The sequence below is a fragment of the Pimelobacter simplex genome (assembly GCF_024662235.1).
GTDB lineage: Bacteria > Actinomycetota > Actinomycetes > Propionibacteriales > Nocardioidaceae > Nocardioides.
On record NZ_CP096276.1, the window covers coordinates 1,192,381 to 1,216,228 of the forward strand.

General features: G+C 73.1%; 25 protein-coding genes. 16 read left to right on the plus strand and 9 right to left on the minus strand.

The window, feature by feature from the left end; all coding sequences use genetic code 11:
- The first annotated feature begins 15 nt into the window (after positions 1 to 15).
- Genes M0M48_RS05710 through M0M48_RS05720 form a run of 3 tightly spaced genes read left to right on the plus strand, consistent with a single transcriptional unit; the run spans position 16 to position 2,969 of the window.
- Positions 16 to 720 carry a hypothetical protein gene (locus M0M48_RS05710; RefSeq protein ID WP_257750403.1) on the plus strand — a complete coding sequence of 235 codons (705 nt, stop codon included), beginning with the start codon at positions 16 to 18 and terminating at the stop codon, positions 718 to 720.
- On the plus strand, positions 717 to 2,432 hold the full coding sequence (locus M0M48_RS05715) for a hypothetical protein (protein WP_257750404.1): 1,716 nt from the start codon (positions 717 to 719) through the stop codon (positions 2,430 to 2,432). The genes M0M48_RS05710 and M0M48_RS05715 overlap by 4 nt, the downstream gene beginning before the upstream one ends.
- 9 nt (positions 2,433 to 2,441) lie before the next feature.
- Positions 2,442 to 2,969: a ferritin gene (locus M0M48_RS05720; protein ID WP_257750405.1), complete on the plus strand. Its 528-nt coding sequence runs from the start codon at positions 2,442 to 2,444 to the stop codon at positions 2,967 to 2,969.
- On the opposite strand, the gene M0M48_RS05725 is transcribed toward M0M48_RS05720, so the two are convergent.
- Complete coding sequence (locus M0M48_RS05725; protein WP_257750406.1) at positions 2,960 to 3,580, minus strand: DUF952 domain-containing protein; 621 nt, start codon at positions 3,578 to 3,580, stop codon at positions 2,960 to 2,962. The two genes, M0M48_RS05720 and M0M48_RS05725, sit on opposite strands and share 10 nt — an antisense overlap.
- A 155-nt stretch (positions 3,581 to 3,735) precedes the next feature.
- Between M0M48_RS05725 and M0M48_RS05730 the strand changes: the two genes are divergently transcribed.
- Positions 3,736 to 4,107 (plus strand): pentapeptide repeat-containing protein, encoded by a 372-nt coding sequence (locus M0M48_RS05730; protein WP_257750407.1) that lies wholly within the window; start codon positions 3,736 to 3,738, stop codon positions 4,105 to 4,107.
- Here M0M48_RS05730 and nucS read toward each other — a convergent pair.
- On the minus strand, positions 4,104 to 4,802 hold the full coding sequence (gene nucS / locus M0M48_RS05735; RefSeq protein WP_215815291.1) for an endonuclease NucS: 699 nt from the start codon (positions 4,800 to 4,802) through the stop codon (positions 4,104 to 4,106). The genes M0M48_RS05730 and nucS overlap by 4 nt on opposite strands.
- A 25-nt stretch (positions 4,803 to 4,827) precedes the next feature.
- Here nucS and M0M48_RS05740 point away from each other — a divergent pair, with 25 nt between their 5' ends.
- From M0M48_RS05740 to M0M48_RS05750, 3 genes are all read left to right on the plus strand, one after another.
- The gene (locus M0M48_RS05740) at positions 4,828 to 5,118 is read left to right on the plus strand and encodes a DUF167 domain-containing protein (protein ID WP_215815290.1); all 291 of its coding nucleotides are present in this window, start codon (positions 4,828 to 4,830) and stop codon (positions 5,116 to 5,118) included.
- A gap of 95 nt (positions 5,119 to 5,213) precedes the next feature.
- On the plus strand, positions 5,214 to 6,383 hold the full coding sequence (locus M0M48_RS05745; protein WP_257750408.1) for a 3-hydroxyacyl-CoA dehydrogenase NAD-binding domain-containing protein: 1,170 nt from the start codon (positions 5,214 to 5,216) through the stop codon (positions 6,381 to 6,383).
- A 12-nt stretch (positions 6,384 to 6,395) separates the two neighbouring features.
- Complete coding sequence (locus M0M48_RS05750; protein WP_215815288.1) at positions 6,396 to 7,181, plus strand: alpha/beta fold hydrolase; 786 nt, start codon at positions 6,396 to 6,398, stop codon at positions 7,179 to 7,181.
- A 9-nt stretch (positions 7,182 to 7,190) separates the two neighbouring features.
- Here the strand turns inward: M0M48_RS05750 and M0M48_RS05755 are convergent, their stop codons facing one another.
- Together M0M48_RS05755 and M0M48_RS05760 are read right to left on the minus strand one after the other, a co-directional pair.
- Positions 7,191 to 8,357 (minus strand): endonuclease, encoded by a 1,167-nt coding sequence (locus tag M0M48_RS05755; RefSeq protein WP_257750409.1) that lies wholly within the window; start codon positions 8,355 to 8,357, stop codon positions 7,191 to 7,193.
- Positions 8,358 to 8,422: 65 nt separating this feature from the next.
- Complete coding sequence (locus tag M0M48_RS05760; protein WP_215815287.1) at positions 8,423 to 8,962, minus strand: CGNR zinc finger domain-containing protein; 540 nt, start codon at positions 8,960 to 8,962, stop codon at positions 8,423 to 8,425.
- Positions 8,963 to 9,001: 39 nt separating this feature from the next.
- On the opposite strand from M0M48_RS05760, the gene M0M48_RS05765 reads away from it, so the two are divergent.
- Both M0M48_RS05765 and M0M48_RS05770 read left to right on the plus strand, forming a co-directional pair.
- Positions 9,002 to 10,063 (plus strand): EamA family transporter, encoded by a 1,062-nt coding sequence (locus M0M48_RS05765; RefSeq protein ID WP_257750410.1) that lies wholly within the window; start codon positions 9,002 to 9,004, stop codon positions 10,061 to 10,063.
- Positions 10,002 to 10,856 (plus strand): hypothetical protein, encoded by an 855-nt coding sequence (locus M0M48_RS05770; RefSeq protein WP_257750411.1) that lies wholly within the window; start codon positions 10,002 to 10,004, stop codon positions 10,854 to 10,856. Before M0M48_RS05765 ends, M0M48_RS05770 begins: the two co-directional genes overlap by 62 nt.
- Position 10,857: 1 nt before the next feature.
- On the opposite strand, the gene M0M48_RS05775 is transcribed toward M0M48_RS05770, so the two are convergent.
- The 3 genes from M0M48_RS05775 to ccrA form a co-directional block, all read right to left on the minus strand.
- Positions 10,858 to 12,009: an AI-2E family transporter gene (locus M0M48_RS05775; RefSeq protein ID WP_215815285.1), complete on the minus strand. Its 1,152-nt coding sequence runs from the start codon at positions 12,007 to 12,009 to the stop codon at positions 10,858 to 10,860.
- Positions 12,006 to 13,277: a hypothetical protein gene (locus M0M48_RS05780; RefSeq protein WP_257750412.1), complete on the minus strand. Its 1,272-nt coding sequence runs from the start codon at positions 13,275 to 13,277 to the stop codon at positions 12,006 to 12,008. Before M0M48_RS05780 ends, M0M48_RS05775 begins: the two co-directional genes overlap by 4 nt.
- Positions 13,278 to 13,470: 193 nt before the next feature.
- A complete protein-coding gene (gene ccrA, locus M0M48_RS05785) occupies positions 13,471 to 14,811 on the minus strand; it encodes a crotonyl-CoA carboxylase/reductase (protein WP_215815283.1) in 1,341 nt (446 codons plus the stop codon).
- A 198-nt stretch (positions 14,812 to 15,009) separates the two neighbouring features.
- On the opposite strand from ccrA, the gene M0M48_RS05790 reads away from it, so the two are divergent.
- From M0M48_RS05790 to M0M48_RS05800, 3 genes are read left to right on the plus strand one after another with little or no spacing between them, the layout of a single operon-like run.
- Entirely contained in the window at positions 15,010 to 15,762 is a 753-nt protein-coding gene (locus M0M48_RS05790; RefSeq protein WP_257750413.1) for a LamB/YcsF family protein, read from the plus strand.
- The gene (locus M0M48_RS05795) at positions 15,759 to 16,406 is read left to right on the plus strand and encodes a 5-oxoprolinase subunit B family protein (RefSeq protein ID WP_257750414.1); all 648 of its coding nucleotides are present in this window, start codon (positions 15,759 to 15,761) and stop codon (positions 16,404 to 16,406) included. The genes M0M48_RS05790 and M0M48_RS05795 overlap by 4 nt, the downstream gene beginning before the upstream one ends.
- Positions 16,403 to 17,257: a 5-oxoprolinase subunit C family protein gene (locus tag M0M48_RS05800; protein ID WP_257750415.1), complete on the plus strand. Its 855-nt coding sequence runs from the start codon at positions 16,403 to 16,405 to the stop codon at positions 17,255 to 17,257. The genes M0M48_RS05795 and M0M48_RS05800 overlap by 4 nt, the downstream gene beginning before the upstream one ends.
- A gap of 144 nt (positions 17,258 to 17,401) precedes the next feature.
- Here the strand turns inward: M0M48_RS05800 and mce are convergent, their stop codons facing one another.
- Positions 17,402 to 17,860, minus strand: coding sequence for a methylmalonyl-CoA epimerase (gene mce, locus M0M48_RS05805; RefSeq protein WP_374197010.1), 459 nt, complete (start codon positions 17,858 to 17,860; stop codon positions 17,402 to 17,404).
- A gap of 137 nt (positions 17,861 to 17,997) precedes the next feature.
- Between mce and M0M48_RS05810 the strand changes: the two genes are divergently transcribed.
- Entirely contained in the window at positions 17,998 to 19,197 is a 1,200-nt protein-coding gene (locus tag M0M48_RS05810; protein WP_215815279.1) for an acetyl-CoA C-acetyltransferase, read from the plus strand.
- Positions 19,198 to 19,207: 10 nt separating this feature from the next.
- Positions 19,208 to 20,191 carry a methylmalonyl Co-A mutase-associated GTPase MeaB gene (gene meaB, locus M0M48_RS05815; protein WP_257750416.1) on the plus strand — a complete coding sequence of 328 codons (984 nt, stop codon included), beginning with the start codon at positions 19,208 to 19,210 and terminating at the stop codon, positions 20,189 to 20,191.
- Between the two features lie 15 nt (positions 20,192 to 20,206).
- Here meaB and M0M48_RS05820 read toward each other — a convergent pair whose 3' ends face one another.
- Positions 20,207 to 21,292: a polysaccharide deacetylase family protein gene (locus M0M48_RS05820; protein WP_257750417.1), complete on the minus strand. Its 1,086-nt coding sequence runs from the start codon at positions 21,290 to 21,292 to the stop codon at positions 20,207 to 20,209.
- Positions 21,293 to 21,377: 85 nt separating this feature from the next.
- Here M0M48_RS05820 and dxr point away from each other — a divergent pair, with 85 nt between their 5' ends.
- Complete coding sequence (gene dxr, locus M0M48_RS05825) at positions 21,378 to 22,481, plus strand: 1-deoxy-D-xylulose-5-phosphate reductoisomerase (protein ID WP_257750418.1); 1,104 nt, start codon at positions 21,378 to 21,380, stop codon at positions 22,479 to 22,481.
- A complete protein-coding gene (locus tag M0M48_RS05830) occupies positions 22,478 to 23,845 on the plus strand; it encodes a M50 family metallopeptidase (protein ID WP_308220368.1) in 1,368 nt (455 codons plus the stop codon). Before dxr ends, M0M48_RS05830 begins: the two co-directional genes overlap by 4 nt.
- Positions 23,846 to 23,848 lie beyond the last annotated feature (3 nt).

The window sequence follows — 23,848 nt, forward strand, 5'->3', positions numbered from 1 at the left end:
CAGAAGGACGACACCATGACGACACGTCCCCAGGAGCACGGGGCGAGCACCCTGCCCATCGAACGACCCACCCGGCGCGGGTGGTGGCCGATGTGGGCCACCGCCGCCGGCGCCCTCGGCTTCGCCGCCAGCGCCCTCATCGACGAGCGCCCCGACGTCGGCGGCACCGAGGCGGTCACGCCCGAGCTGGTCGATCGGCTCTCCACCGGCCCCTTCCACCTCGCGCTCGTGTGCGGCTACCTCGCCGTCGCGGCGCTGATCGTGCTGGCCGGGCTGTGGCGGCGCAACGTCGAGCACCGCTTCCCGGGCTCGGCCGGTGCCTCGATCGTCCACGCCGGCCTCGTCGCGTCGGCGGCCGGGCTCTCGCTGGCCTACGGCTGGAAGGGCGCGCTGAGCCGCTACCTCGAAGCGGGACCCGAGCACGCGACCTTCGACGAGCGCGGGACGTTCGTCTACTTCATGCTCACCGACTTCTCGCCGTACGTCGCCTGGCTGGGCGTGACGATCGCCTGCGTGGCGCTGGCCTGGATGGCCTGGCGCGAGGCGCTCGTGAGCCGGTTCCTGGGCACCACCGTGGGGGTGGTGGCCGGCGTCTTCCTGGCCGGATCGCTCGCTACGGGCATCCCGGGTCTGCCGGCGATCGGCTCGCTGCTGCTCGTCGTCCTCGGGCCGTGGCTGACCTTCGGGCGCCACGCGGGCATCGAGCGGGTGGCCCGATGAGCGCCCGCTCGCGCGTGCTCGGCGCGCTCGTGCTGGCCTCGGCCCTCGTCGGGACGGGCACGGTCACCGGCCCGGCGTCGGCGACCGGCGGCGGCGACCCCGGACCAGACGTCAAGCCGCCGACGATCAGCTTCGCGGTGCCGCCCGCGCCCTGGGCGAACTGGTACGGCGGCGACGTGCCGGTCCGGATCTCCGTCGAGGACAACGTCGGCGGCACCGGCGTGGCCGGCTGGGACTGGACGCTCTCCGGCGCGCAGACCGGCAGCGGGTCCTCGACGGGCGTGCCCGCGACGGTCACGGTGACCCAGGAGGGCTCCACGCTGATCGAGGTGGTCGCCACCGACAACGACGGCAACACCGCGACCCGGCAGCTGCGGATCAACGTCGACCGGACGGCGCCGGTGGTGAGCATCTCGACGGTGGTGCCCGAGGGGGCGCGGGTCAACCGCGGGTTCGGCTACACGTTCTCCTACGGCTGCGAGGACCTGCGGACCGCGACCGCGTCCTGCGTCGGTTCGATCCCGTCGGGCGGGGTGCTGCCGACCGCGACCGCCGGGCCGCACGAGATCGTGATCCAGGCGACCGACGCCGTCGGCAACAGCGCGCAGCGGGTGTTCCGCTACACGGTGGTGAACGGCTCGCTGACCCGCGTCGCGCCGCCGACCGTCACCGGGACCGCGAAGGTCGGCTTCCAGCTCGTCGCCTCCGGCGGCGAGTTCGCGCCGCAGCCGGACACGGTCACCTACCGCTGGGAGCGCGACGGCGTCCTGGTCGCCACCGGCCCGTCGTACGTGCTGCGGCCCCAGGACGCCGGCGCCCGGATCCGGGCCGTCGCGGTCGGGCAGAAGGCGGACTGGGACGACACGATGCAGGCCTCCGAGGCGACGCCGGTCGTCGTGGCCGGCGAGCTGCTCGTCACCGGCGTCCCGGAGGTGACGGGGGAGTCTCGTCTCGGCGACCTGCTCTCGGTGCGGGTGCCGGTGATCACGCCGCGGCCCGACACGATCGCCGTCACCTGGCTGCGCGGCGGCACCGTGGTCGGCCAGGGCGCGACCTACCGGCCCGGCCCCGACGACGTCGGGAGCGCCCTGCGCGCACGGCTCACCTACAGCGCCACCGGCTACACGACGCGCACCCAGGAGAGCGCCGCCACCGGACCCGTCACCGGCGCGCTCACCGTGTCCGGTGCGCCCCGCATCGCCGGGACGGCCCGCGTCGGCGCGACCCTCACCTCGACGCCCGGCACCTACGCGCCCGCCGCGACCGGCCTGTCCCGGCAGTGGCTGCGCGACGGCGTACCGATCGCGGGGGCGACGGGGACGACCTACCGGCTGACGGCGGCGGACGCCGGGCACCGGGTCGTCGTACGGGAGACGGGGGCGCGGGCAGGCTGGGACGACGTCACCAGCGCGTCCACCGCGACGGCGCCCGTCGCCCGGGCCGTCGCGACCGGCAGGGTCGGCGCGACCGTCCGCAAGCGCACCGTGCGCCTGCGGGTCGCGCTCACCGCGCCGGGCGTCGTACCGACGGGGGTGGTGACGGTCCGCCGCGGCGGCACGGCGGTGCGCGGCACCTGGACGCTGCGCAACGGCGCCGCCGAGATCGTGCTGCGCAAGCAGCCGCACGGCACGCAGCGCTACGCCCTCGCCTATGCCGGCGATCACGGCGTCGCGGGGCTCCGGCTGGCCGTCGTACGAGTGCGGATCCCCTAGGCTGGCGCCATGGCTGCCCCGCGCTTCACCGACCTCCTCAACGCTCAGATCGGCAACGAGTTCGCCGCCCACAACCAGTACCTCGCCTGCGCGGTGTACTACGACGGGCTGACGATGCCGCAGCTGGCCGGGTTCTTCTACGGCCAGGCCCTCGAGGAGCGCCAGCACGCCTTGATGATGGTCCAGTACCTGCTCGACACCGACGCTCCGGTCGAGATCCCGGGCGTCGACGCCCCGGTCTCCTCGTTCGACGACATCGTCGCCCCGGTCCAGCTCGCGCTGGCCCAGGAGAAGAACGTCACCGAGCAGATCAACGCCCTGCTGCGCACCGCCCGCGAGGAGAACGACTTCGCCTCCGAGCAGTTCATGCAGTGGTTCATCAAGGAGCAGGTCGAGGAGGTCGCCACCATGAACGACCTGCTCGCCGTGGTCACCCGCAGCAAGGACGACATCAACGCCATCGAGGACTGGGTCGCGCGCGAGCAGGGCGGCGCCGACACCGACCCCACCGCGCCCCCGGTCGCCGGTCAGGCCTGAGGTCGCTCCGGCCGGGCGTGACGGCGGCGGTACAGCACCACCGCCGTCGCGATCCCGGCCGCCAGCCCGACCAGCCCCCCGATCCCGGGCGCCTGGTCACCCCCGATCGCGAGGCCCAGCACGAGGCCGAGCGCGCTCGCGGCGATGGCGAGGCTGGCGATGGCGACGTTGAAGAACATCTCGCGGAAGTAGACGCGGGAGAAGCTCTCCTGGGGCTGCTCCGGCGCGGGCCGGGCCGCTGCTGGTGCGGCGGCCGGTGCGGGCGCTGGTGCGGGCGCGCTGGGCGTCGTACCGGGGACGGGGAGGGCCTTGACCACCGCCGTCACCGGGAGCCGCCCGTAGATGTGCGGGAAGGTCTCGCTCACGCCCGGCGCGGGCGCCTCCTCGACCACCGGTACGTCGAGCAGGTCGGTGTCGATGTGCAGCAGCACCAACGGCTCGGTCACGCCGGCGTAGAACCGGTCGCGCACCCCCGTCCACTGGTCCGCACGGCTGGCGTGGATGAACCCCTCCTCGGCGAGCGTGCGGCCCAGCGTCGAGGTCGTGTACGCCCCGGACTGCTGCGCCGCGGCCCACTCCGAGGCGAGGGCGAGGTGGAAGATCGTGGCCATCGCCGCCCATCCTTGCACCGCGGCGCCGTCGACTGACGGACCTACGCGCGGGGTGGGCCCAGATCAGCCGGTCCTCGGCGGCCGACGACCTCTGCCATGATCGACGAGTGACCAACTCGGCCCGAGCTCGCTGGGCGGCGCTCCCGTATCCGCGGGTGAGCAGGCAGTCGTTCGTGGACGCAGAGCTGACGTCTGTCGTCGCGGCAGGGATCTACGACCGCGTGGACTTCAGCCGGGCGGACCTGCGGCTCGCGACCCTTCGGGCGTCCTTCAAGATGTGCACCTTCAGAGGGGCCGACCTTCGCGGCGCGAACCTCGCGGGGGCGTGGTTGGCCGGGTGCGACCTGAGCGGTGCTGACCTCCGTGACGCCGACTTGGCAGGCGTTCGCTTCACGTACGTCAACACAGGTGCCGACAACGGGCGCACGGACCTCACCGGTGCCAGGTTCGAGGGAGCCGACCTCACGGGCGCGTCGTTCGAGCGGGTGATCGGCTACGAGTCGACCGGCGACCACGTGGTCGGCTAGAACAGCCGGTCCTCGGCGTTGTCGATCCCGCGCAGCGCGTCGTAGTCCACGACCGCGCACGCGATCCCGCGGTCCTCGGCCAGCACGCGCGCCTGCGGCTTGATCTCCTGGGCCGCGAACACCCCGCGTACGGCGCCCTTGGTGGTGAGCAGCGGGTCGCGGTTGAGGAGCTCGAGGTAGCGGGTGAGCTGCTCGACCCCGTCGATCTCGCCGCGCCGCTTGATCTCGACCGCGACGCTGAGGCCCGCGTCGTCGCGGCACATCAGGTCGACCGGGCCGATGGCGGTGGGGAACTCGCGGCGTACCAGCGTCAGGCCGGGGGCGAGGGTGGCGGGGTGCTCGGCGAGGAGCTCCTGGAGGTGCTTCTCGACGCCGTCCTTCTGCAGGCCCGGGTCGATGCCGAGGTCGTGCTGGGAGTCGTGGTGGATCTCCTCGATGAGGATCCGCAGGGTGTCGGGGGTGGCGCCCTTCGCGGCCTTGGCCGTCACGGTCCACTCGACCTGGCCCTCGTCGGTGCTGCCCTCGCGGACGGTGCAGGGCGGCGACATCCAGTTGAGGGGCTTGTACGAGCCGCCGTCGGAGTGGACGAGGACCGAGCCGTCGGCCTTGATCATCAGCACCCGGGTGGCCATGGGGAGGTGTGCGGTCAATCGGCCTGCATAGTCCACCTGGCAACGCGCCACGACGAGTCTCACGAGCCAGCAACATACCCTCAGGCCCGTGGAGATCGAGCCGGACCGTCCCTGGTGGCGCCCCGAGCCCGGCAGTACGACGACCTGGTTGCTCGCGGTCCGCGTCCAGCCGGGCGCCTCCCGCACCGGTGCGGTGGGGCCGGCCGGGCCCGGGGGAGACGAGCTCAAGGTGCGGTTGGCGTCGCCGCCGGTGGACGGGCGGGCCAACGACGAGCTGGTGCGGTGGCTGGCCAAGGAGATCGGCGTACCGCGCTCGGCGGTGACGTTGGTGCGCGGGCAGCGGTCGCGCTCGAAGGTGGTGCGGATCGCCGTACCGTGACCGCGGGACTGGGTCTCTGTGATGTCCGTCTCGATCGCGGATCCTTGGTTACCGACGGGTAGTCACGGCCCTCGGTGAGTGTCAGAATCCGGCCCATGACTTCGAGCGAGCAGATCTTCAACACGCTGGTGCTGCCGTACCTCAACCATGCGGTGCGCACCTACGAGTCGGGGTACGCCTCCGTGGCCGACATCGACGCCGCCATGCGCTTCGGCTGCGGCTACCCGAAGGGTCCGCTGACGGTCGTCGACGAGATCGGTGCCGCCCAGGTCCGCGACCTGCTGGCCGCCCGGTACGCCGAGACCGGCGACCACCTGCACGAGCCGGCGGGCCTGCTCGACAAGCTCGTCGCCGAGAACCGCACGTTCGCCGACGAGGCCGCGGCGGCCGGTGGCGGCGCGGCGCCGGAGTTCAAGCACGAGATCAAGGCCGTGGGTGTCGTGGGCACCGGCACGATGGCCTCGGGCATCGTCCAGGTCTTCGCCCAGGCCGGCTACGACGTGATCTACGTCGGCCGCAGCCAGGACAAGCTCGACGGCGTCCTGGGCTACATCACCAAGAACCTCGACCGCGCCATCGCCAAGGGCAAGAGCACCGAGGGCGACAAGGACGCGCTGCTGGGCCGGCTGACCGGCTCGACCGAGCGTGAGGCGCTCGGCGGCGTCGACATCGTCGTCGAGGCGATCGCCGAGGACCTCGAGATCAAGCTCGAGCTGTTCCGCGACCTCGACCGGATCGCCAAGCCGGGCGCGATCCTGGCGACCACGACGTCGTCCCTGCCGATCACCAAGCTGGGCGAGGCCACGAGCCGCCCGCAGGACGTCATCGGCATGCACTTCTTCAACCCGGCCCCGGTCATGAAGCTCGTCGAGATCATCACCACCGCCGACACCTCCGCCGACGTCGACGAGACCGTGCGCGCGCTGACCGCCAACGTGGCCAAGGTCGGCGTCTCCGCCGGCGACCGCGCGGGCTTCATCGTCAACCTGCTGCTGTTCCCCTACCTCAACGACGCGGTCAAGCTGCTCGAGTCGGGCGAGGAGATGGCGACCATCGACGCCGCCATCAAGGAGACCGCCGCCTTCCCGATGGGCCCGTTCGAGCTGCTCGACGTGGTCGGCAACGACGTCTCGCTGGCCATCCAGAAGGAGCTGCACGGCGAGTTCGGCGAGCCGGGCTTCGCGCCGGCCGCGACGCTGGTCGCCAAGGTCGACGCGGGCGAGCTCGGCCGCAAGACCAAGAAGGGCTTCCACGACTACGCCTGACACAATGGCGGCGTGACGCTTCACCACACGGCTCTCGGCACGACCGGGAGCCGTGTGGTCTTTCTGCACGGTCTCTTCGGCCAGGGCAAGAACTGGACCGGCATCGCCAAGCAGCTCGCCGAGCGGCACCGGGTGCTGCTGATCGACCTGCCCCACCACGGCCGCTCGCCGTGGCCGGCGCGCTTCGACTTCGCCGAGGTCGCCGAGCAGGTCGTCGCGACGCTGCCCGACGACGAGCCGGTGACGCTCGTCGGGCACTCGCTCGGCGGCAAGGTCGCGATGGTGCTGGCGCTGCTGCATCCCGAGCGGGTCGCGCGGCTGGTGGTCGCGGACATCTCGCCGGTCGACTACGAGGCGAGCCGGGAGTTCCCGGGCTACATCTCCGCGATGCGCGACCTCGACCTGACCCAGGTGGTGCAGCGAGCGGACGCCGAGCGGCTGCTCGCGCCCGCCGTGCCGGACCCGACGGTGCGCTCGTTCCTGCTCCAGAACCTGCGCCGCGACGCCGCCGCGCCGGCCGGATGGAGCTGGCAGGTCAACCTCGACGTCCTCGACCGGGACCTCCCGGTCATCAGCGCGTGGCCCGCCCACCGCCTCGCCACCGTGCCGCCGTACGACGGGCCGGTGCTCTGGCTGGCGGGCGGGCGCTCCGACTACGTCCGGCCGGAGTACGACGCCGCGATGGACCGCTGGTTCCCCCGCAACCGCAAGGTGACCCTCAAGGACACCGGGCACTGGCTGCACTCCGAGCGTCCTGAGCTCTTCCTCGAGGTCCTCAAGCGGTTCCTGGGGGACTAGGACGGCCCGTCACCAGATCTGCTCGGCGTACTCCGGGTGGTCGATGAACGGGTTCCGGTTGCCCTGGTAGTCGTCGTAGACGAGGTCGTTGCGCGCCCGCTCGGCGTTCGAGACCGGGTCCGCGGCGCTCCACGCGAGCAGCACCGAGATCTTGCCCAGGTACGGCGTGGTGCCGTTGGTCGTGTTGTTGAGCTCGAGGTCGGCGAATCCGTCGCCGCCCTCGTAGCGCACCGCCATGTACATCAGTCCGCGGGCGACGTCGCCCTTGACCGCGTCGCGCGGCTCGAACGAGTCGGCGTCGGTGAAGCAGCCGGAGCACTGGGCGACGGGGGAGCCGCCGTTGTCGAAGTCCTTGTTGCCGCGGGTGGAGTTGACGGTGACGTCCTCGGGGCGCAGGTGGTGCAGGTCGGTGCCCGGGCCGGCCGTCGTACCGAAGTTGCCGTGGCTCTGGGGCCAGGTGTGCTCGCGGTTCCAGTTGCCGGTGCTGCCGCCGTTGCTGGACTTCGGGACCGAGCGGCCGGAGTAGAACTCGATCACGTTGCTGCTGTTGGCCGGGTCCTGGTCGGTGACCTTGAGCGCGTCCCAGACCTGGGCGTAGGTCAGGGTCCGGTTGCCGTCGATGATCCCGTGCAGCGCGGTGGCCAGGGCGGCGCCGGTCTTGCCGGCGGCGGCGTCGTAGTAGCCGGGCGGGATACCGGGGTCGCTCGGCGTACCGGGGTCGGTGCCGCCGCCGGTGACCGTCGTGAAGGCGGTGCCGCCGGTGAGCCCCGGGTGCGAGAAGTAGGCCCCGAGCGTGCCGGTCACGTCGAGCTGCTTGCCGAGCAGGGACGGGTTCGACCTCAGCCCGTACGACGCGCGGAACGCCGCCGGGACCTGCACGTAGAGCATCGAGCCGGTCGCGGTGGTGCCGGGGGAGTCGGCGAGCGCGAGCGCGTAGTCGTTGGGGAACCCGCTGCGGACCACGGTCGAGGTCGCGGTGGGCTGGCCCACGACGTACCCGCGGACGGTGGCGGTCGAGCCGTTCTGGGTGCCGATCGCCTGGGCGACCGTCAGCGGTGCCGCGGCGGCGGCCCCGGCGGGGTCGGGGCGCGGACCGACGAGGAGCAGGGAGGTGGCCAGGAGGGAGAGGAGGACGGCGTGCAGAGCGCGACGTCGCATCCCGAGCATGCGTGTCATGCCCGCGATCCTGACCCGGGGCGGGGTCGCTCCGCTAGCCCCGGGGGCGACTCGTCACGCGGTGCTCACCCGTCGTTGGCCTGGCGGGCGCGGTAGGCCGCAACGGCATTGCGGTTGCCGCAGGCGACCGAGCAGAAGCGCTTGGAGCGGTTGCGGGACAGGTCGAGGACGATCCCCTCGCAGCCGTCGTCGGCGCAGATCGCGAGCCGCGACATCTCGTCGGCCCGGATCACGTCGATCATGGCCATCGCGGTCTCGACGGTGATCCGCTCGGCCAGCGGGCGCTCGGGGTCGACGGCGTGGAGGTGCCAGTCGTAGCCGTCGTGGCGGCGCAGCTGGGGGAGCGCGGACGCCTCGCGCAGCATCGCGTTGACGGTGTCGACGGCGTCGTCGCGGTCGGCGGTCAGCAGCGTGCGCAGCCGCGGGACGACGGCGTGGACGGCGGCGAGCTCGGCCTCGTCGCCGTCGTGGCGACCGGTGTAGCCGTGGTCGGAGAAGAAGGCCTCCAGCTCGTCGGGCGTGGTCAGCGAGACCGGCTCGAGGCGGGAGTTGACGAGCGCGACCGCGGCTTGGAGCGCGAGCGAGGTGTCATGGGCGAAAACCACTTTGACAGGTTACCGCATCCGGGCTTAGTGTCATGGGTCATGAGGACGTTGACTCGTGACGGTGGGGCGGGTGTCGGCGCGGGCTTCGGGTTCGCCCTGGCCTCGGCCGCGTCGTTCGGTCTGTCCGGCGCGCTGGCGCGCCCGCTGCTCGACGACGGCTGGACCGCCGGCAGCGTGGTGCTGCTCCGGATCGTCATCGGCGCGCTCGCGGTGCTGCCGTTCGGCATCGTCGCGCTGCGCGGGCGCTGGCACCTCCTGCGGCGCTCGGCCCCCACCGTCCTGCTGTACGGCGGCCTGGCGGTCGCCGGCGCGCAGTACTGCTACTTCTCCGCGGTCCGCACCCTCGAGGTCGGCCCGGCCCTGCTCATCGAGTACACCGCCCCCGCGGCGGTCGTGGTGTGGATGTGGCTCGCGCACGGCCAGCGCCCGGGCCGGCTGACCGTCCTCGGTGCCGTCGTCGCGGCGCTCGGGCTGCTGCTCGTGCTCGACCTGTTCTCCGGCGCGGACTTCGACCTGCGCGGCGCGGCCTGGGCCCTGGCGGCGATGGTCGGCGCGGCGACGTACTTCGTGATCTCGGCCGACGACCGCAGCGGCCTGCCGCCGCTCGCGCTCGCCACCGGCGGCCTGGTCGTGGGCGGCCTGCTGCTCGGCGTGCTCGGCCTGGTCGGGCTGATGCCGATGGCGGCCGGTTCGAGCCACGTCACCTACGCCGGGATCTCGGCGGCCCCCTGGGTGCCGATCGTGGTCCTCGGCCTGGTCACCGCCGCGCTCGCCTACACGACCGGCATCGAGGCCAGCCGGCGCCTCGGCTCGCGGCTCGCGTCGTTCGTGGCGCTGAGCGAGGTCGTGCTCGCCGTCGTGTGGGCGTGGCTGCTGCTCGACCAGCTGCCCGGTCTGGTCCAGCTTGCCGGTGGCGCGCTCATCGTGGCCGGTGTGGTCGGGGTCAAGCTCGGCGAGCGCAGCGTCAGCGCGGTCAGCATCGCCGTGGGAACCGATCCGCTCCCGGCGCCGTCGTCGGAGCATGAGGTGGTTGCCGGCGATGCTGCTCCTGGTCGCGACGACAGCGGCGTGCCGCGCCGAGGAGCCCCGGCGGCCGGCTGAGCCGGCGGCGGCCCCCACGGCGCCGGCGGCGCCGGCGGACGGCTGGCGCACCGAGACGTGGGCCGGGCTCAGCGTCGACGTCCCGGCCGACTGGACCTACGGCGGTGCGCCGATGCGCCTCGGCGGCGGAGAGCGCGGGGTCTGCCCGCCCGCGGTGATGGGCCCCGACGACGGCGCGACCGGCTGGGTGGGGCGTCCGGTGCTGCTCTCCGACGTGTGTGCCTTCTACCCGTGGATCCCGGGCTCGCGCGAGCTGACGTCGACCACGCCGTTCGTGTGGCTGGGCGCGGCGGTGCGCCCCGGTGTCGTGCGGTACGAGGGCGGGCTGGTCCAGCAGACGATCGCGACGGAGGGGACCACGCTGACCGTGGGCAGTGCCGATGCCGGCCTGCGGCGCCGGATCCTCGCCTCGGCCCGCCCTGCCGAGCTGTGCCGGCCCGGGGGAGCGCCGCCCGCGTGGACCGAGGTGTGCGGCTACCGGCGTACCGACGGCGGGGAGCTGGTGCTCGGCTTCGCCGAGAAGGTAGATCCGGCGGTCATGGCGGAGACGGTGACGGCGGCCCGGGCGGCCGCGGAGGTCCCGGCCGGCCGGCGCTGCCGGGCCGAGCCGGGGGAGGTCGTGGAGCTGCGCGACGCCCGGCGCACGGTGCGCGTCGACCTCGCCTGCGCCACGGTGGACGTCGGCGACGCCGGTGACGCGGACGTCCACCGGCTCACGGTACGAGCGCGCGGGGCGTGGGCGACTCCTGTCGCCCACGCCACGCTCAGCACGCTGATCGGCCCGCAGGGGTGAGCTAGCGCAGGTCCTGCTGCTTGACCACGACCTCGCGCAGGATGAGCAGCACCGCCGCCGCGACCGGGATCGCGAGCAGCGCGCCGACGACGCCGAGGAGGCCGGCGCCGACGAGTGCGGCGATGACGATGACCGCGCCCGGCAGGTCGACGGACTTGCTCATCACCCGCGGGTAGATGACGTAGTTCTCGACCTGCTGGTAGACGACGTAGAAGATCACGCAGGCGATGCCGGTCTTGATGTCGGTCGCGAAGGCGATCGCCGAGACGATCACCGCGCCGATGGTGGCGCCGATCATCGGGATGACGTCGAGCAGGGCCACGACGAAGGCCAGGGCGACGGCGTACTCGCGGATGTCGGTGAACCAGAGGAACACCAGCGAGGACATGCCGGCGCAGAGCGCGACGAGGAAGGCGCCGGAGACGTAGCCGCCGATGTTGGCGATCACCTTGTCGCCGAGCTTGGAGACCCGCTCGCGGCGCGAGGCCGGGGCGAGCTTGTAGATCGCGCCGGTCGTCGTCTTGAGCGAGGCCAGGAAGTAGAGCGTCAGGACGATGATCACGAACAGGTTGAACAGCGCCGAGATGACCTTGAGGCCCACGCCGAGGACGCCGCCGAAGAGGCTGGAGAGGAAGTCGCCGTCCTCGATGAAGGCCTTGGCCTTGTCGATGACGTCGTACTCGCGGTTGAGGTCCTGGATCTGCTTGTTGCGCTGCAGCTCGTCGAGCCAGGCCGGCGCGTTCTTGGTGATCGCGGTGACCTGGTCGGTGATCACCGGGACGATCGCGACCAGGAACAGGCCGAGCGCGACGAAGGCGATGACCAGGACGACGGTGACCGCGAAGGAGCGCCGCAGGCCGCGGCGCTCCAGGGCCTCGACGGCGGGGTTGAGGCCCGCGGCGAGGAAGAACGCCACCACGACCAGCATCAGCACCGAGCTGATGGCGGTCAGGGACTTGAAGAGCAGGAACGCCGTCAGCGCGCCGAGGCCGCCGACGAAGCCGTAGAAGAACGGCGAGCGCCGGTCGAAGGGCCGTCCGGGCGTGCCGTAGGGCGCGAGGTCACCGTCGACCGGTGCGGCCGGGTCGATGCCGCCGTGCTCCTGCACCCCGTCCGCGGCGTCGGCCGCGGACGGGGATGCGGGTGTGCTCAACTGTCGTCCTCGCCGAAGCCGGCGACCAGGTCGGCGAGCGAGGACAGCTGGGCGGTGATGGCCGCCCGGCGCTTGGTGAGGCGGTCGAGTTCGGCCTTGCGGGTCGCGATCTCGCGCTCGAGCTCGGCGTCGCCGCTGGCCGAGACGGCCTCGGCCTGGGTACGGGCCGAGACGATGATCTGCTCGGCCTCGCGGCGGGCGCGGGTCAGCAGGCCCTCGGCCTCGGCCTGCGCCGCGCTGCGGTTGGCGGTGGCCTGCTTGCTGGCCTCGGCCGCGCGGGCCTCGGCGGCGTTGGCGCGCTGCTCGGCCTCCTCGACCAGGCGGCGGGTCTCGGCGACGGCGGTGTTGTGGTGGTCGGTGGCCTCGCGGGCCAGCCGCTCCTTCTCCATCGCCAGCGCGCGGCGGGCCTCCTGGACCTCGCGGTCGACGGCCGCGCGGGCCTGCTCGACCTCGCGCTGGGCCTGGCTGCGCTGCTCGGAGGCCTCCTGCTGCGAGGCCAGCCGGAGCTGGTCGGCCTCGCGGCGCGCGGCGGCGAGGGTGTCCTCGGCCTCGCTCTTGGCCAGGGCCCGCTCCTGCTCGGCGTCGGCGAGCAGGCGGGTGCGGTTCTCCTCGAGCTCGCGCAGCTGGACGGCGCGCATGTCGTCGGCCTCGCGGGCGGCGTCGGCGCGGATCGCCTTGGCGTCGCGGGCGGCCTGGTCGCGGACCTCGACGGCGTCGTTCTCGGCCGTCACCCGGATCTCGGAGGCCTCCTCCTCGGCCAGGCGCAGCATCGCGCTGGCGCGCCCGCCGAGACCGGCGTACGACGGGTTGTCCATCTCGGCGAGCTCGGCCTTGAGCCGGGCGACCTCGCGGTCGAGGTCGATGACCTTCTGCTCGGACTCGGTCAGGCTCGCGCCGAGGGTCGCCTTCTCGCTGGCGAGCTGGCGGATCTGGGTGTCGACCGCGTCGCGGTCGTAGCCGCCCTTGCGCACGATCGGCAGACCGCCGGCCGCACCGCCGGGCGCGGTGAAGCCGACCGGGCGGGCACCGCCGCCCGGAGCACCGGATGCCGGCGGCTGGGCGGGTGCCTGCGCCTGGGGCCGGGCGGCGGGCGCGGGGCGACCGGGCTGGGCCGGGGCCTGCGCCTGGGGGCGCGCGACCGGGGTCTCGGCGGTCTTCACGGCGGGGATCACCTGCGTCGGCTCGTCGTCGGCCTTCGTCGTCACGTTCTTGGGCTCCTCGGTCGGGGTGGGCTCGTCGTCGAAGATGGACAGACCCTCGTCGCTCATGGAACTGAGCCTCCCTGGCTCTCGCGTCGGTGTTTCGGGGGGTGGACTGGGGTGGGACCGCACCCATGATCCCCGATAGGGGAAGGGTTTCCCACCCCGCCTCGCCGGGCGGGACGGCGGCGCGCCCCTGGGCGCGAAAAGCCGAGCGGGCCGAGCGCGTGGTGCGCTCGGCCCGCTCGTCGTACCGGGGGGATCAGATCCCGCGGAACAGGTTGATCTTGTCGAGGTGCTGCTCGCGGAGCTCGGCCTTGCGCACGCCGAGGCCCTCCTCAGGCGAGAGGCACAGGACGCCGACCTTGCCCTGGTGCTTGTTGTGGTGCACGTCGAGCGCGGCCTGGCCGGTCTGCTCGAGCGTGTAGGTGCGCGACAGGGTCGGGTGGATCTTGCCCTGCGCGATGAGGCGGTTGGCCTCCCACGACTCGCGGTAGTTGGCGAAGTGGCTGGAGATGATCTTCTTGAGGTTCATCCACAGGTAGCGGTTGTCGTACTCGTGCATGTAGCCCGAGGTCGACGCGCAGGTGGTGATGGTGCCGCCCTTGCGGGTGACGTAGACCGAGGCACCGAAGGTCTCGCGGCCCGGGTGCTCGAAGACGATGTCGATGTCCTCGCCGCCGGTGAGCTCGCGGATGGCCTTGCCGAAGCGCTGCCATTCCTTCGGGTTCTGCTGGGTGCCCTCCTCGTTCCAGAACTTCGGGGCGAGCTCGGAGCGGTTGATCACCATCTCGGCGCCCATGTTGCGCACGATCTGGGCCTTCTCCTCGTTGGAGACCACGCAGATCGGGTTCGCGCCGCCGTTGAGGGCGTACTGCGTGGCGAAGCCGCCGAGGCCGCCGGAGGCACCCCAGATGAGGACGTTGTCGCCCTGCTTCATGTTGCCGCCGTTGGACGAGACCAGCTGGCGGTACGCCGTGCAGTTGACCAGGCCGGGGGAGGCGGCCTCCTCCCAGGTGAGGTGCTCGGGCTTGGGCATGAGCTGGTTGGCCTTGACCATCGCCACGTCGGCGAGGCCGCCGAAGTTGGTCTCGAAGCCCCAGATGCGCTGCGAGGGGTCCATCATCGTGTCGTTGTGGCCGTCGGGCGCCTCGAGCTCGACGCTCAGGCAGTGGGCCACGACGCGGTCGCCCGGCTTCCACTTGGTCACGCCCGCGCCGACGGCGAGGACGACGCCGGACAGGTCGGAGCCGACGATGTGGTAGTCGAGGTTGTGCCGGGCGCCGAGGTCGGACTCGCGGCCGTAGCGCTCGAGGAAGCCGAAGGTGGAGACCGGCTCGAAGATCGAGGTCCACACGGTGTTGTAGTTGATCGCGGAGGCCATGACCGCGACGAACGCCTCGCCGGGGCCGAGCTCGGGCAGCGGGACCTGGTCGACGTGGAGGGACTTGCGGGGGTCCTTGTCGCGAGAGTCGATGCCCTCGAACATGTCGACCTCGTCCTTGTGGACCGTCACGGCCCGGTAGGACTCCGGGAGCTCGAGGTTGGCGAAGTCCTCCGAGGAGGTCCCTTCGGCGAGGATGGCGTCGAGGATGTGCTGCACGGGCGTCGTCTCCCTTGGAATGCGGTGCGTGACCGGTGGGGCTGGCTGGCAAGTACGGGCCGCCGCGAAGATACCCGTCGGTAACCTCTGCGTGGTGAGTTCGTGACACTCATCTCATCGCGTCCCGCCCGGCGGGCGGGCGTCGGCGGCTCGCGCCGTCCTGGGCTCGGCGGCGCTCCGATGGGCCACCATAGAGCCGTGACGTTGCATTCGGGTGGCCTGTCCACGAAGGAGGGGGTCGTCGACCTCAACGCCGATGTCGGCGAGTCGTTCGGCCGCTGGCAGCTCGGCGACGACGGCGCCCTCGTGCCGCACCTGACCAGCGCCAACGTCGCGTGTGGCTTTCACGCCGGCGACCCGCTCACGCTGCGCCACACCTGCGCGATGGCGGTCTCGGCCGGGGTCACGATCGGGGCCCAGGTCGGCTACCGCGACCTGGCCGGATTCGGGCGCCGGTACGTCGACGTACCGGCCGCGGAGCTCACCGCCGACGTGCTCTACCAACTGGGCGCGCTCGACGCGATCGCCCGCGCGGCGGGCGGTCGGGTCGCCTACCTCAAGCCGCACGGCGCGCTCTACCACGCGGTCAGCCGGCACCCGGCGCAGGCGGAGGCGGTCGTCGAGGCGGTCCGCGCCTTCGGCGGGCTCCCGGTCCTGGGGCTGGCCGGCTCGGCCTTCCTGGAAGCCGTCGAGGCGGCCGGGCTCGAGGCGGTGGGCGAGGGCTTCGCCGACCGGGCCTACCTGCCCGGTGGCGGCCTGGTGCCGCGCACCGAGCCGCACGCGCTGCTCACCGACCCGGTCGCGGTGGCGGGACAGGCCGTCGAGCTCGCCCGGTCGGGCAGCGTGCGCTCGCTCTGCGTCCACGGCGACTCCCCGGGTGCGCCCGAGCTGGCCGCCGCGGTCCGGGCGGGGCTGGTCGAGGCCGGGATCCCGGTCGGCGCCTTCGCATGAACCTGGTGCCCTACGGCGACCGCGGGCTCCTGGTCGAGCTGCCCGGGACCGCCGAGGTCGTCGCCTGCGCCGACGCGCTGCGCGCCGACCCGGCCGCGGCCGGGCTCCTGCTCGACGTCGTGCCCGGCGCCCGGACGGTGCTCCTGGTCGCCCGCCCGGGGGTCGGTGTCGACCGGCTGCGCGCACTGGTCCCCGCGGCCGCCTCGGCTCCGGCGGCCGTCGCCGACGGGCCCGAGCTCACCGTCCCCGTCGTGTACGACGGCCCGGACCTCGCCGCCGTCGCCCGGCTGACCGGCCTGGACGAGGCCGCGGTGGTCGCCGCGCACACCGGGACGCCGTGGCGGGTCGCCTTCGGCGGCTTCGCGCCGGGCTTCGCCTATCTCGTCGGCGGCGACCCGCGGCTGCGGGTGCCGCGCCGGCCCGAGCCGCGGACCCGGGTGCCGGCGGGCGCGGTGGGGCTGGCGGGGGAGTTCAGCGGTGTCTACCCGCGTGCCTCGCCGGGCGGCTGGCAGCTCCTCGGCCGCACCGGCCTCGTGCTGTGGGACCTCGACCGGGACCCGCCGGCGCTGCTCGCCGCGGGGGCCACGGTCCGCTTCGTCGCGGTCGAGGCGGTCGAGGCGGTCGAGGGACGGGAGGGCCGGTGAGCGGCGCGCTGCTCGTGCACGCGGTCGGCGGACCCTGCCTGGTCCAGGACGCCGGGCGGCCGGGACACGCCGCGATCGGCGTGGGGGCGAGCGGGGCGGCCGACCGGGCGTCGTACGGGCTGGGGAACCGGTTGGTCGGCAACGCTCCCGGCGCGGCCGCGCTGGAGGTGGTGCTCGGCGGGCTCGAGGTCGAGGCCACGGCCGCGACCTGGGTCTGCGTGACCGGGGCACCGGTCCCGCTGACGGTGGCCGGGCGGGCCGAGCCGACCGGAGCGGTGCTCGCGCTGCGTCCCGGCGAGCGGCTGCGGATGGGGATGCCGGTCAGCGGCCTGCGCTCCTACCTCGCGGTGCGCGGCGGGATCGCGGTCGCGCCGGTGCTCGGGTCGCGCTCGCGCGACACCCTGGCCGGGATCGGGCCCGCGCCCGTCGCCGCCGGCGACCGCCTGGCGCTGGGGGTGGACGGCACGGGAGAGCTGCTCGTCGACGCGGTGCCCCCGGCGTCGTACGGCGGGGCGGTGGCGGTGCGCCTGCTCCGCGGCCCCCGCGCGGACTGGGTCGTCGACGTCGAGCGCCTGGTCGGCCAGACGTGGCGGGTGGGCGCGGCGAGCGACCGGGTGGGCCTGCGCCTGGACGGCGCGCCGCTGACCCCGGTCACCGAGCGCGGCGAGCTGCCGAGCGAGGGCGCGCTGCGTGGGGCGGTCCAGGTGCCGCCGGGCGGGGGACCGGTCGTGTTCGGACCGGACCACCCGGTCACCGGCGGCTATCCCGTGGTCGGTGTGGTCGTCGACGCCGACACCGACCGGCTGGCCCAGCTGCGCCCCGGTGACCCGCTGCGCTTCGGCTGGGCCTGACCCCCCGCCGAAGGAGCACGTTCCGGCGGGCGAAGGAGCGCAAACCGGCGGTCCAGGTGTGCCTACCCGGGGATCAGCGCTCCCTCGGCCGCCGGAACGTGCTCCTTCGCGCGCCGGAACGTGCTCCTTCGCGGGGCGGCAGACTCAGTGGCCGCCGTCGGCGGCCGGCTCGACGAGCTCGACCAGGACGCCGCCGGCGTCCTTGGGGTGCACGAAGTTGATCCGGCTGTTGGCGGTGCCGCGCTTGGGCTCGGGGTAGAGCAGGCGCACGCCGCGCTCGCGCAGGATCGCCGAGACCTGGTCGAGGTCGGCGACCCGGTAGGCCATCTGCTGCACGCCGGGGCCGCTGCGGTCGAGGAACTTCGCGATGGTCGACTCCTCGTTGAGCGGGGCGAGGAGCTGGATGCAGGAGCCGGAGTCGCCGACGGCGACCATCGCCTCGCGCACGCCCTGCTCCTCGTTGGTCTCCTCGTGCACGGCGACCATGCCGAAGGTGTCGCGGTAGAACGCGATCGCCACGTCGAGGTCGGGCACCGCGATGCCGACGTGGTCGATGGCGGTGAACAGGTGCTGGGGCAGGCCGTCAGTACTCATGCGGGCCATTCTGGACCACGGCCGATCGGTGACGAGTGCCACATCCATGCCCCTCTGAGACCCCTCGCGACCCCAGGTGACCCGCGAGTAGAGTCGAAGGAGTTCACGTTTCGGTACCACCGATGTTTTCTTCCACGGAGGCAGCAATGTCCGACAACCCCAGCGTCATCGTCGCCGGCGCTCGTACGCCGATCGGCCGCCTGCTCGGCGGCCTCAAGACCCTGTCGGCCGCCGACCTCGCGGGCGTCGCGATCAAGGGCGCGCTGGACAAGGCGGGCGTCGCGCCCGAGCAGGTCGACTACCTCATCGTCGGCCAGGTCCTCCAGGCCGGCGCCGGCCAGAACCCGGCCCGCACCGCCGGTCTCGCCGCGGGCCTGCCCGCGAGCGTCCCGTCGATCACGATCAACAAGGTCTGCCTCTCCGGCATCAACGCCATCGCGCAGGCCGACCAGATGATCCGCTCCGGCGAGGCCGAGATCGTGGTCGCCGGTGGCACCGAGTCGATGACCAACGCCCCGCACCTGCTCCCCAAGAGCCGCGACGGCTTCAAGTACGGCGACACCACGCTCGTCGACTCGATGGCCTACGACGCCCTCTACGACCAGGCCACGCAGCAGGCGATGGGCAACCTCACCGAGGCCGTCAACGCCGAGCGCACCAACGCGCTGAGCCGTGAGGAGCAGGACGCCTTCTCCGCCCGCTCGCACCAGCTCGCCGCCGCCGCCCAGAAGAACGGCGTCTTCGACGACGAGATCGTCCCGGTGAGCATCCCGCAGCGCAAGGGCGACCCGGTCGTCATCAGCAAGGACGAGGGCGTGCGCGGCGACACCACCGCCGAGTCCCTCGCCGGCCTGCGCCCGGCGTTCTCCAAGACCGGCACGATCACCGCGGGCTCGGCCTCGCAGATCTCCGACGGCGCGGCCGCCGTGGTCGTCACCAGCAAGAAGAAGGCCGAGGAGCTCGGCCTGCCGATCCTCGCCGAGATCGTCAGCCACGGCCAGGTCGCCGGCCCCGACTCCAGCCTCCAGCTGCAGCCGGCCAACGCCACCCAGAAGGCCCTCGACAAGGCCGGCCTGAGCGCCGCGGACCTCGACCTGGTCGAGTTCAACGAGGCCTTCGCCGCGGTCGGCATCGAGTCGGCCCGCGCCCTCGGCCTCGACGAGGACAAGGTCAACGTCAACGGCGGCGCGATCGCCATCGGTCACCCCCTCGGCGCCTCCGGTGCCCGGATCACGCTGCACCTGGCGCTCGAGCTCAAGCGCCGCGGTGGCGGCGTCGGCGCGGCCGCCCTCTGCGGCGGTGGCGGCCAGGGCGACGCCCTGGTCATCCGGGTTCCCTCTGCCTGATCGTCCGGCTTTGCCTGACCGAAGCACCCAGGGCGGCCGTCGCGGGATCACCGCGGCGGCCGTTCCTGACATCGTGGCCAAGGCGCGCGAGGGCGACCCGCGCTCGGTGGGCCGGCTGGTCTCGCTCGTCGAGGACGAGTCGCCGCTGCTGCCCGACCTCATGCGCACGCTCGCGCCCCACGCCGGCCAGGCCCGCATCGTCGGCCTGACCGGCTCCCCGGGGGTCGGCAAGTCGACCTCGACCAACGCGCTGATCGGCGAGCTGCGCCGGCGCGGCCAACGGGTCGCCGTCCTCGCGGTCGACCCGTCCTCGCCGTTCTCGGGCGGGGCGCTGCTCGGCGACCGGATCCGGATGGGCGACCACGTCCTCGACCCGGGCGTCTTCATCCGCTCGATGGCCGCGCGCGGTCACCTCGGCGGTCTGGCCTGGACGACGCCGCAGGCGCTGCGCGTCCTCGACGCGGCCGGCTTCGACGTCGTCCTGGTCGAGACGGTCGGGGTGGGGCAGAGCGAGGTCGAGGTGGCCGGTCATGCCGACACCACGATCGTGCTGCTCGCGCCCGGGATGGGCGACGGCATCCAGGCGGCCAAGGCCGGGATCCTCGAGATCGGCGACCTCTACGTCGTCAACAAGTCCGACCGCGAGGGCGCCGACCGGGTCCGCCGCGACCTGCGCGCGATGCTCGGTCTCGCCGAGCGCCGTGACGGCGCCTGGCGTCCGCCCGTCCTCAAGACCACCGCCTCGACCGGGGACGGCGTCGTCGACGTCGTCGACGCGCTCGAGGAGCACACCGCCTGGCTGCGCGAGAGCGGCGAGCTGGAGCGCCGCCGGATCCGTCGCGCCCGCGACGAGGTCGAGACCCTCGCGCTCACCGCGCTGCGCCGGCGCTGGGGGAGCGTCGGCTCGGGGGACCGGCTCGACGCGCTGGCCGCGGCGGTCGCGGCCGGCGAGACCGACCCCTACACGGCGGCCGAGACCCTCGTCGAGGGCTAGCCCGCCGCCGTGGGCTCAGAAGGGCCCGCCGCGGCGCAGCAGGATCGGCGGCCCGGGCAGCACGACCCGCCCGGCCGCGGCCGTGTCGGTGATGGTCACCGTCGCGGACCGCTCGGTGCCCAGGCGCAGCCCCTCGGGGGAGCTCAGCCGGACCGTGAAGGTCTCGGCGGGCTCGAGCACGCCGTCGGCGGCGAGCGGGATCCGGAGCTTGGCCGACCGCTTGCCCGCCGGTACGACGAGCCGGGTGCTCAGCCGCGGCAGGTCGGTCCCGACCGTCGCCGTACCGGAGTGGGTCTCGACGACGACCGCGGTGTCGCGCCCGGCCGGCCGGTCCAGCCTGACCCGGACCACGGCCGCGCCACCCTCGACGCCGTCGCGGGTCACGAGCGTGGCGGTCGGGGTCGGGAAGCCGGGGCGGCCCTTCTCGTCGAGCGCGGTGAAGCAGTAGCCGCGGCGCCGCGCGCCCTGGACGACCTGGGCGACCGCGCCGACCGAGATCGGCGAGCGGTTGACGCCGTCGTGCTGGAGCACGATGTTGGCGCCGGGGCGCAGCGAGCCGAGGATGCGGGCGGCGATCTGGTCGGAGGTGCCGCTCTTCCAGTCCAGCGAGTCGGTGGTCCACAGCACGGGGACGAAGCCCGCGTCGCGGATCGCGCGGCGGATCGTCGGGTTCGTCGCGCCGTACGGCGGCCGCATCAGCCGGGTCGGGTGCACCCCGGCCCGCAGCAGCGCGCGGTTCGTGGTGCGCAGGGTCCGCAGCGCCTGGTCGTAGGACAGCGTGCGCATGTCCTGGTGCGCCCAGGTGTGGTTGCCGATGAGGAAGCCGTTGCGCTCGATCTCGCGCACCGCGCCCGGCATCGCCTCGACGCGCTGCCCGACGACGAAGAACGTCGCCGGCACGTGCTTGCTGCGCAGCAGCCGGATCAGCCGGTGCGTCGTACCGCGGGCCGGACCGTCGTCGAAGGTGAGCGCGACCTGTCCCTTGCACCCGCGCGCCTTGGCCGGAGCCGGCGCGGCGGCCTGGGCGGGCAGGACGAGGAGCGAGAGGGCGCAGGACAGGGCCAGGGCGACCAGCAGGAGGGGGGTACGGCGCAGGAGCACGCGGACAGCATGAACCGTCAGGTGCCCGTGCACCGTCATTTCGGCGATTCGGTGCTGTGATGTCGCCCGCTGAGAGGATGGGCGGGTGAAGGACGTCGTCATCCTCGGCTCGACCGGTTCCATCGGCACCCAGGCGCTGGACCTGGTGCGTGCCAACCCCGACCGCTTCCGCCTCGTCGGGCTGACCGCGGGCGGCGGCAACCCCGCGCTGTTCGAGCAGCAGGTCGCCGAGTTCGCCCCTCGGTTCCACGGCCTGGGTGAGGAGGCGAGCGTCGAGGCGGCCCAGCAGGAGTGCGATGTCGTCCTCAACGGGATCACCGGCGCGGTCGGCCTGCGCCCCACGCTCGCGGCCCTCGACGCCGGGACGACGCTCGCGCTGGCCAACAAGGAGTCGCTGGTGATGGGCGGCCCGCTCGTCCTGGAGCGGGCCCGGCCCGGCCAGATCGTGCCGGTCGACTCCGAGCACAGCGCGCTCGCCCAGTGCCTGCGCGCCGGCACCCCCGACGAGGTACGCCGCCTGGTGCTCACCGCGAGCGGCGGCCCGTTCCGCGGCCGGACCCGCGCCGAGCTCGCCGGCGTCACCCCCGAGCAGGCCGGCAACCACCCCACCTGGGACATGGGCCCGGTGATCACCATCAACTCCGCGACCCTGGTCAACAAGGGCCTGGAGGTGATCGAGGCGCACCTGCTCTTCGGCATCCCCTACGACCGGATCGAGGTCGTGGTCCACCCGACGAGCGTCGTGCACTCGATGGTCGAGTTCGTCGACGGCTCGACACTGGTCCAGGCCAGCCCGCCGACGATGCTCATCCCGATCGCGCTCGGCCTGTCCTGGCCCGACCGGGTGCCCGACGCGGCACCGCCGGTCGACTGGACCCGGCCCGAGACCTGGGAGTTCCTCCCGCTCGACGACGAGGCCTTCCCCGCGGTGGCCCTGGCCCGGGCGGCGGGGGAGCGCGGCGCCACCGCGCCGGCGGTCTACAACGCGGCCAACGAGGTCGCGGTCGAGGCCTTCCGCCAGGGCCGGCTGGCCTTCACCGGGATCGTCGACCTGGTCGGCGACGTCCTAGCCGCCCACGACGTACCCTCAGAGGGTCAGCTCTCGCTCGACGACGTCCTCGCGGCCGACGCGTGGGCGCGGGAGAGCGCCACCCAGCTCATCGACCCGAGGACCGCATCCCGCCCATGACCGCTCTGCTCTACCTTCTCGGCGTCGTCGTCTTCGCAGTGGCGATCCTGGCGTCGATCGGCCTGCACGAGCTCGGCCACATGATCCCGGCCAAGGCCTTCGGCGGAAAGGTCACCCAGTACTTCATCGGGTTCGGCCCGACGGTGTGGAGCAAGCAGGTCGGCGAGACCGAGTACGGCGTCAAGGCGATCCCGCTCGGCGGCTACGTCAAGATCGTCGGCATGCTCCCGCCCGGCGCGGAGCAGCTGGCCGACGAGGCCGGCGTCGACGAGCACGGCAACCAGGTGCTCAAGGTCCGCAAGTCCAACACGGGCATGTTCACCCAGCTGATCTCCGACGCCCGCGCCGCGGAGTGGGAGCTGGTCCGTCCCGAGGACACCGACCGGCTCTTCTACAAGATGACCTGGTGGAAGAAGGTCATCGTCATGGGCGGCGGCCCGATGGTGAACATCGCCATCGCCTTCCTGATCTTCGCCGGCGTCTTCGCCACCTACGGCAACCCGAGCGACCAGAAGAGCGAGCTGACGATCAGCGAGGTCCAGGGCTGCGTGATCCCGGTCGACGAGAACGGCCGGACCTGCACCGAGGACGAGATCGCGACCTCGCCGACCCCGGCGTACGCGGCCGGGCTCCAGAAGGGCGACCGCTTCGTCTCCTTCAACGGCACCACGATCACCACCTGGGAGCAGCTCCAGAAGCTCATCCGCTCCAACGACGACGGCGAGGCCACGATCGTCGTCGAGCGCGGCGGCGAGCAGCTCACCCTCGCCACCCGAACCAAGGTCGAGCCGCGCTTCCTCGAGGCCGAGGACCGCGAGAAGAAGAAGACCACCGAGGTCGGCTTCCTCGGCGTCAGTCCGGTCACCCACCCGACCACCGGCGGTGTGTTCTACACCGCGGGCCAGATGGGCCACATGACCGTCGAGGTCGTGAAGTCGCTCGCCACCCTGCCGGTCAAGGTCTGGGACGTCGCCAAGGCCATCGTCGGCGTCGAGAAGCGCGACCCGGCGGGCCCGGTCAGCATCGTCGGCGGCGGCCGCCTGGCCGGCGAGACCGCGTCCCACGACGAGATCAGCAGCCGCGACAAGGTGCTCTCGCTGCTCATGCTGGTCGCGGGCTTCAACTTCTTCATCGGCATGCTCAATCTGGTGCCGCTGCTGCCGCTCGACGGCGGTCACATCGCCAGCGCGCTGTGGGAGGCCGTGCGCCGCGGCCGGGCCCGGCTCTTCCGCCGTCCCGACCCGGGCTACGTCGACGCCGCCAAGCTGCTCCCGATCGCCTACGTCGTGGCGAGCGCGCTGCTCGTCATGGGCCTGGTGCTGATCGTCGCGGACATCGTGGTGCCCGTGCACCTCGAATCCTGATCC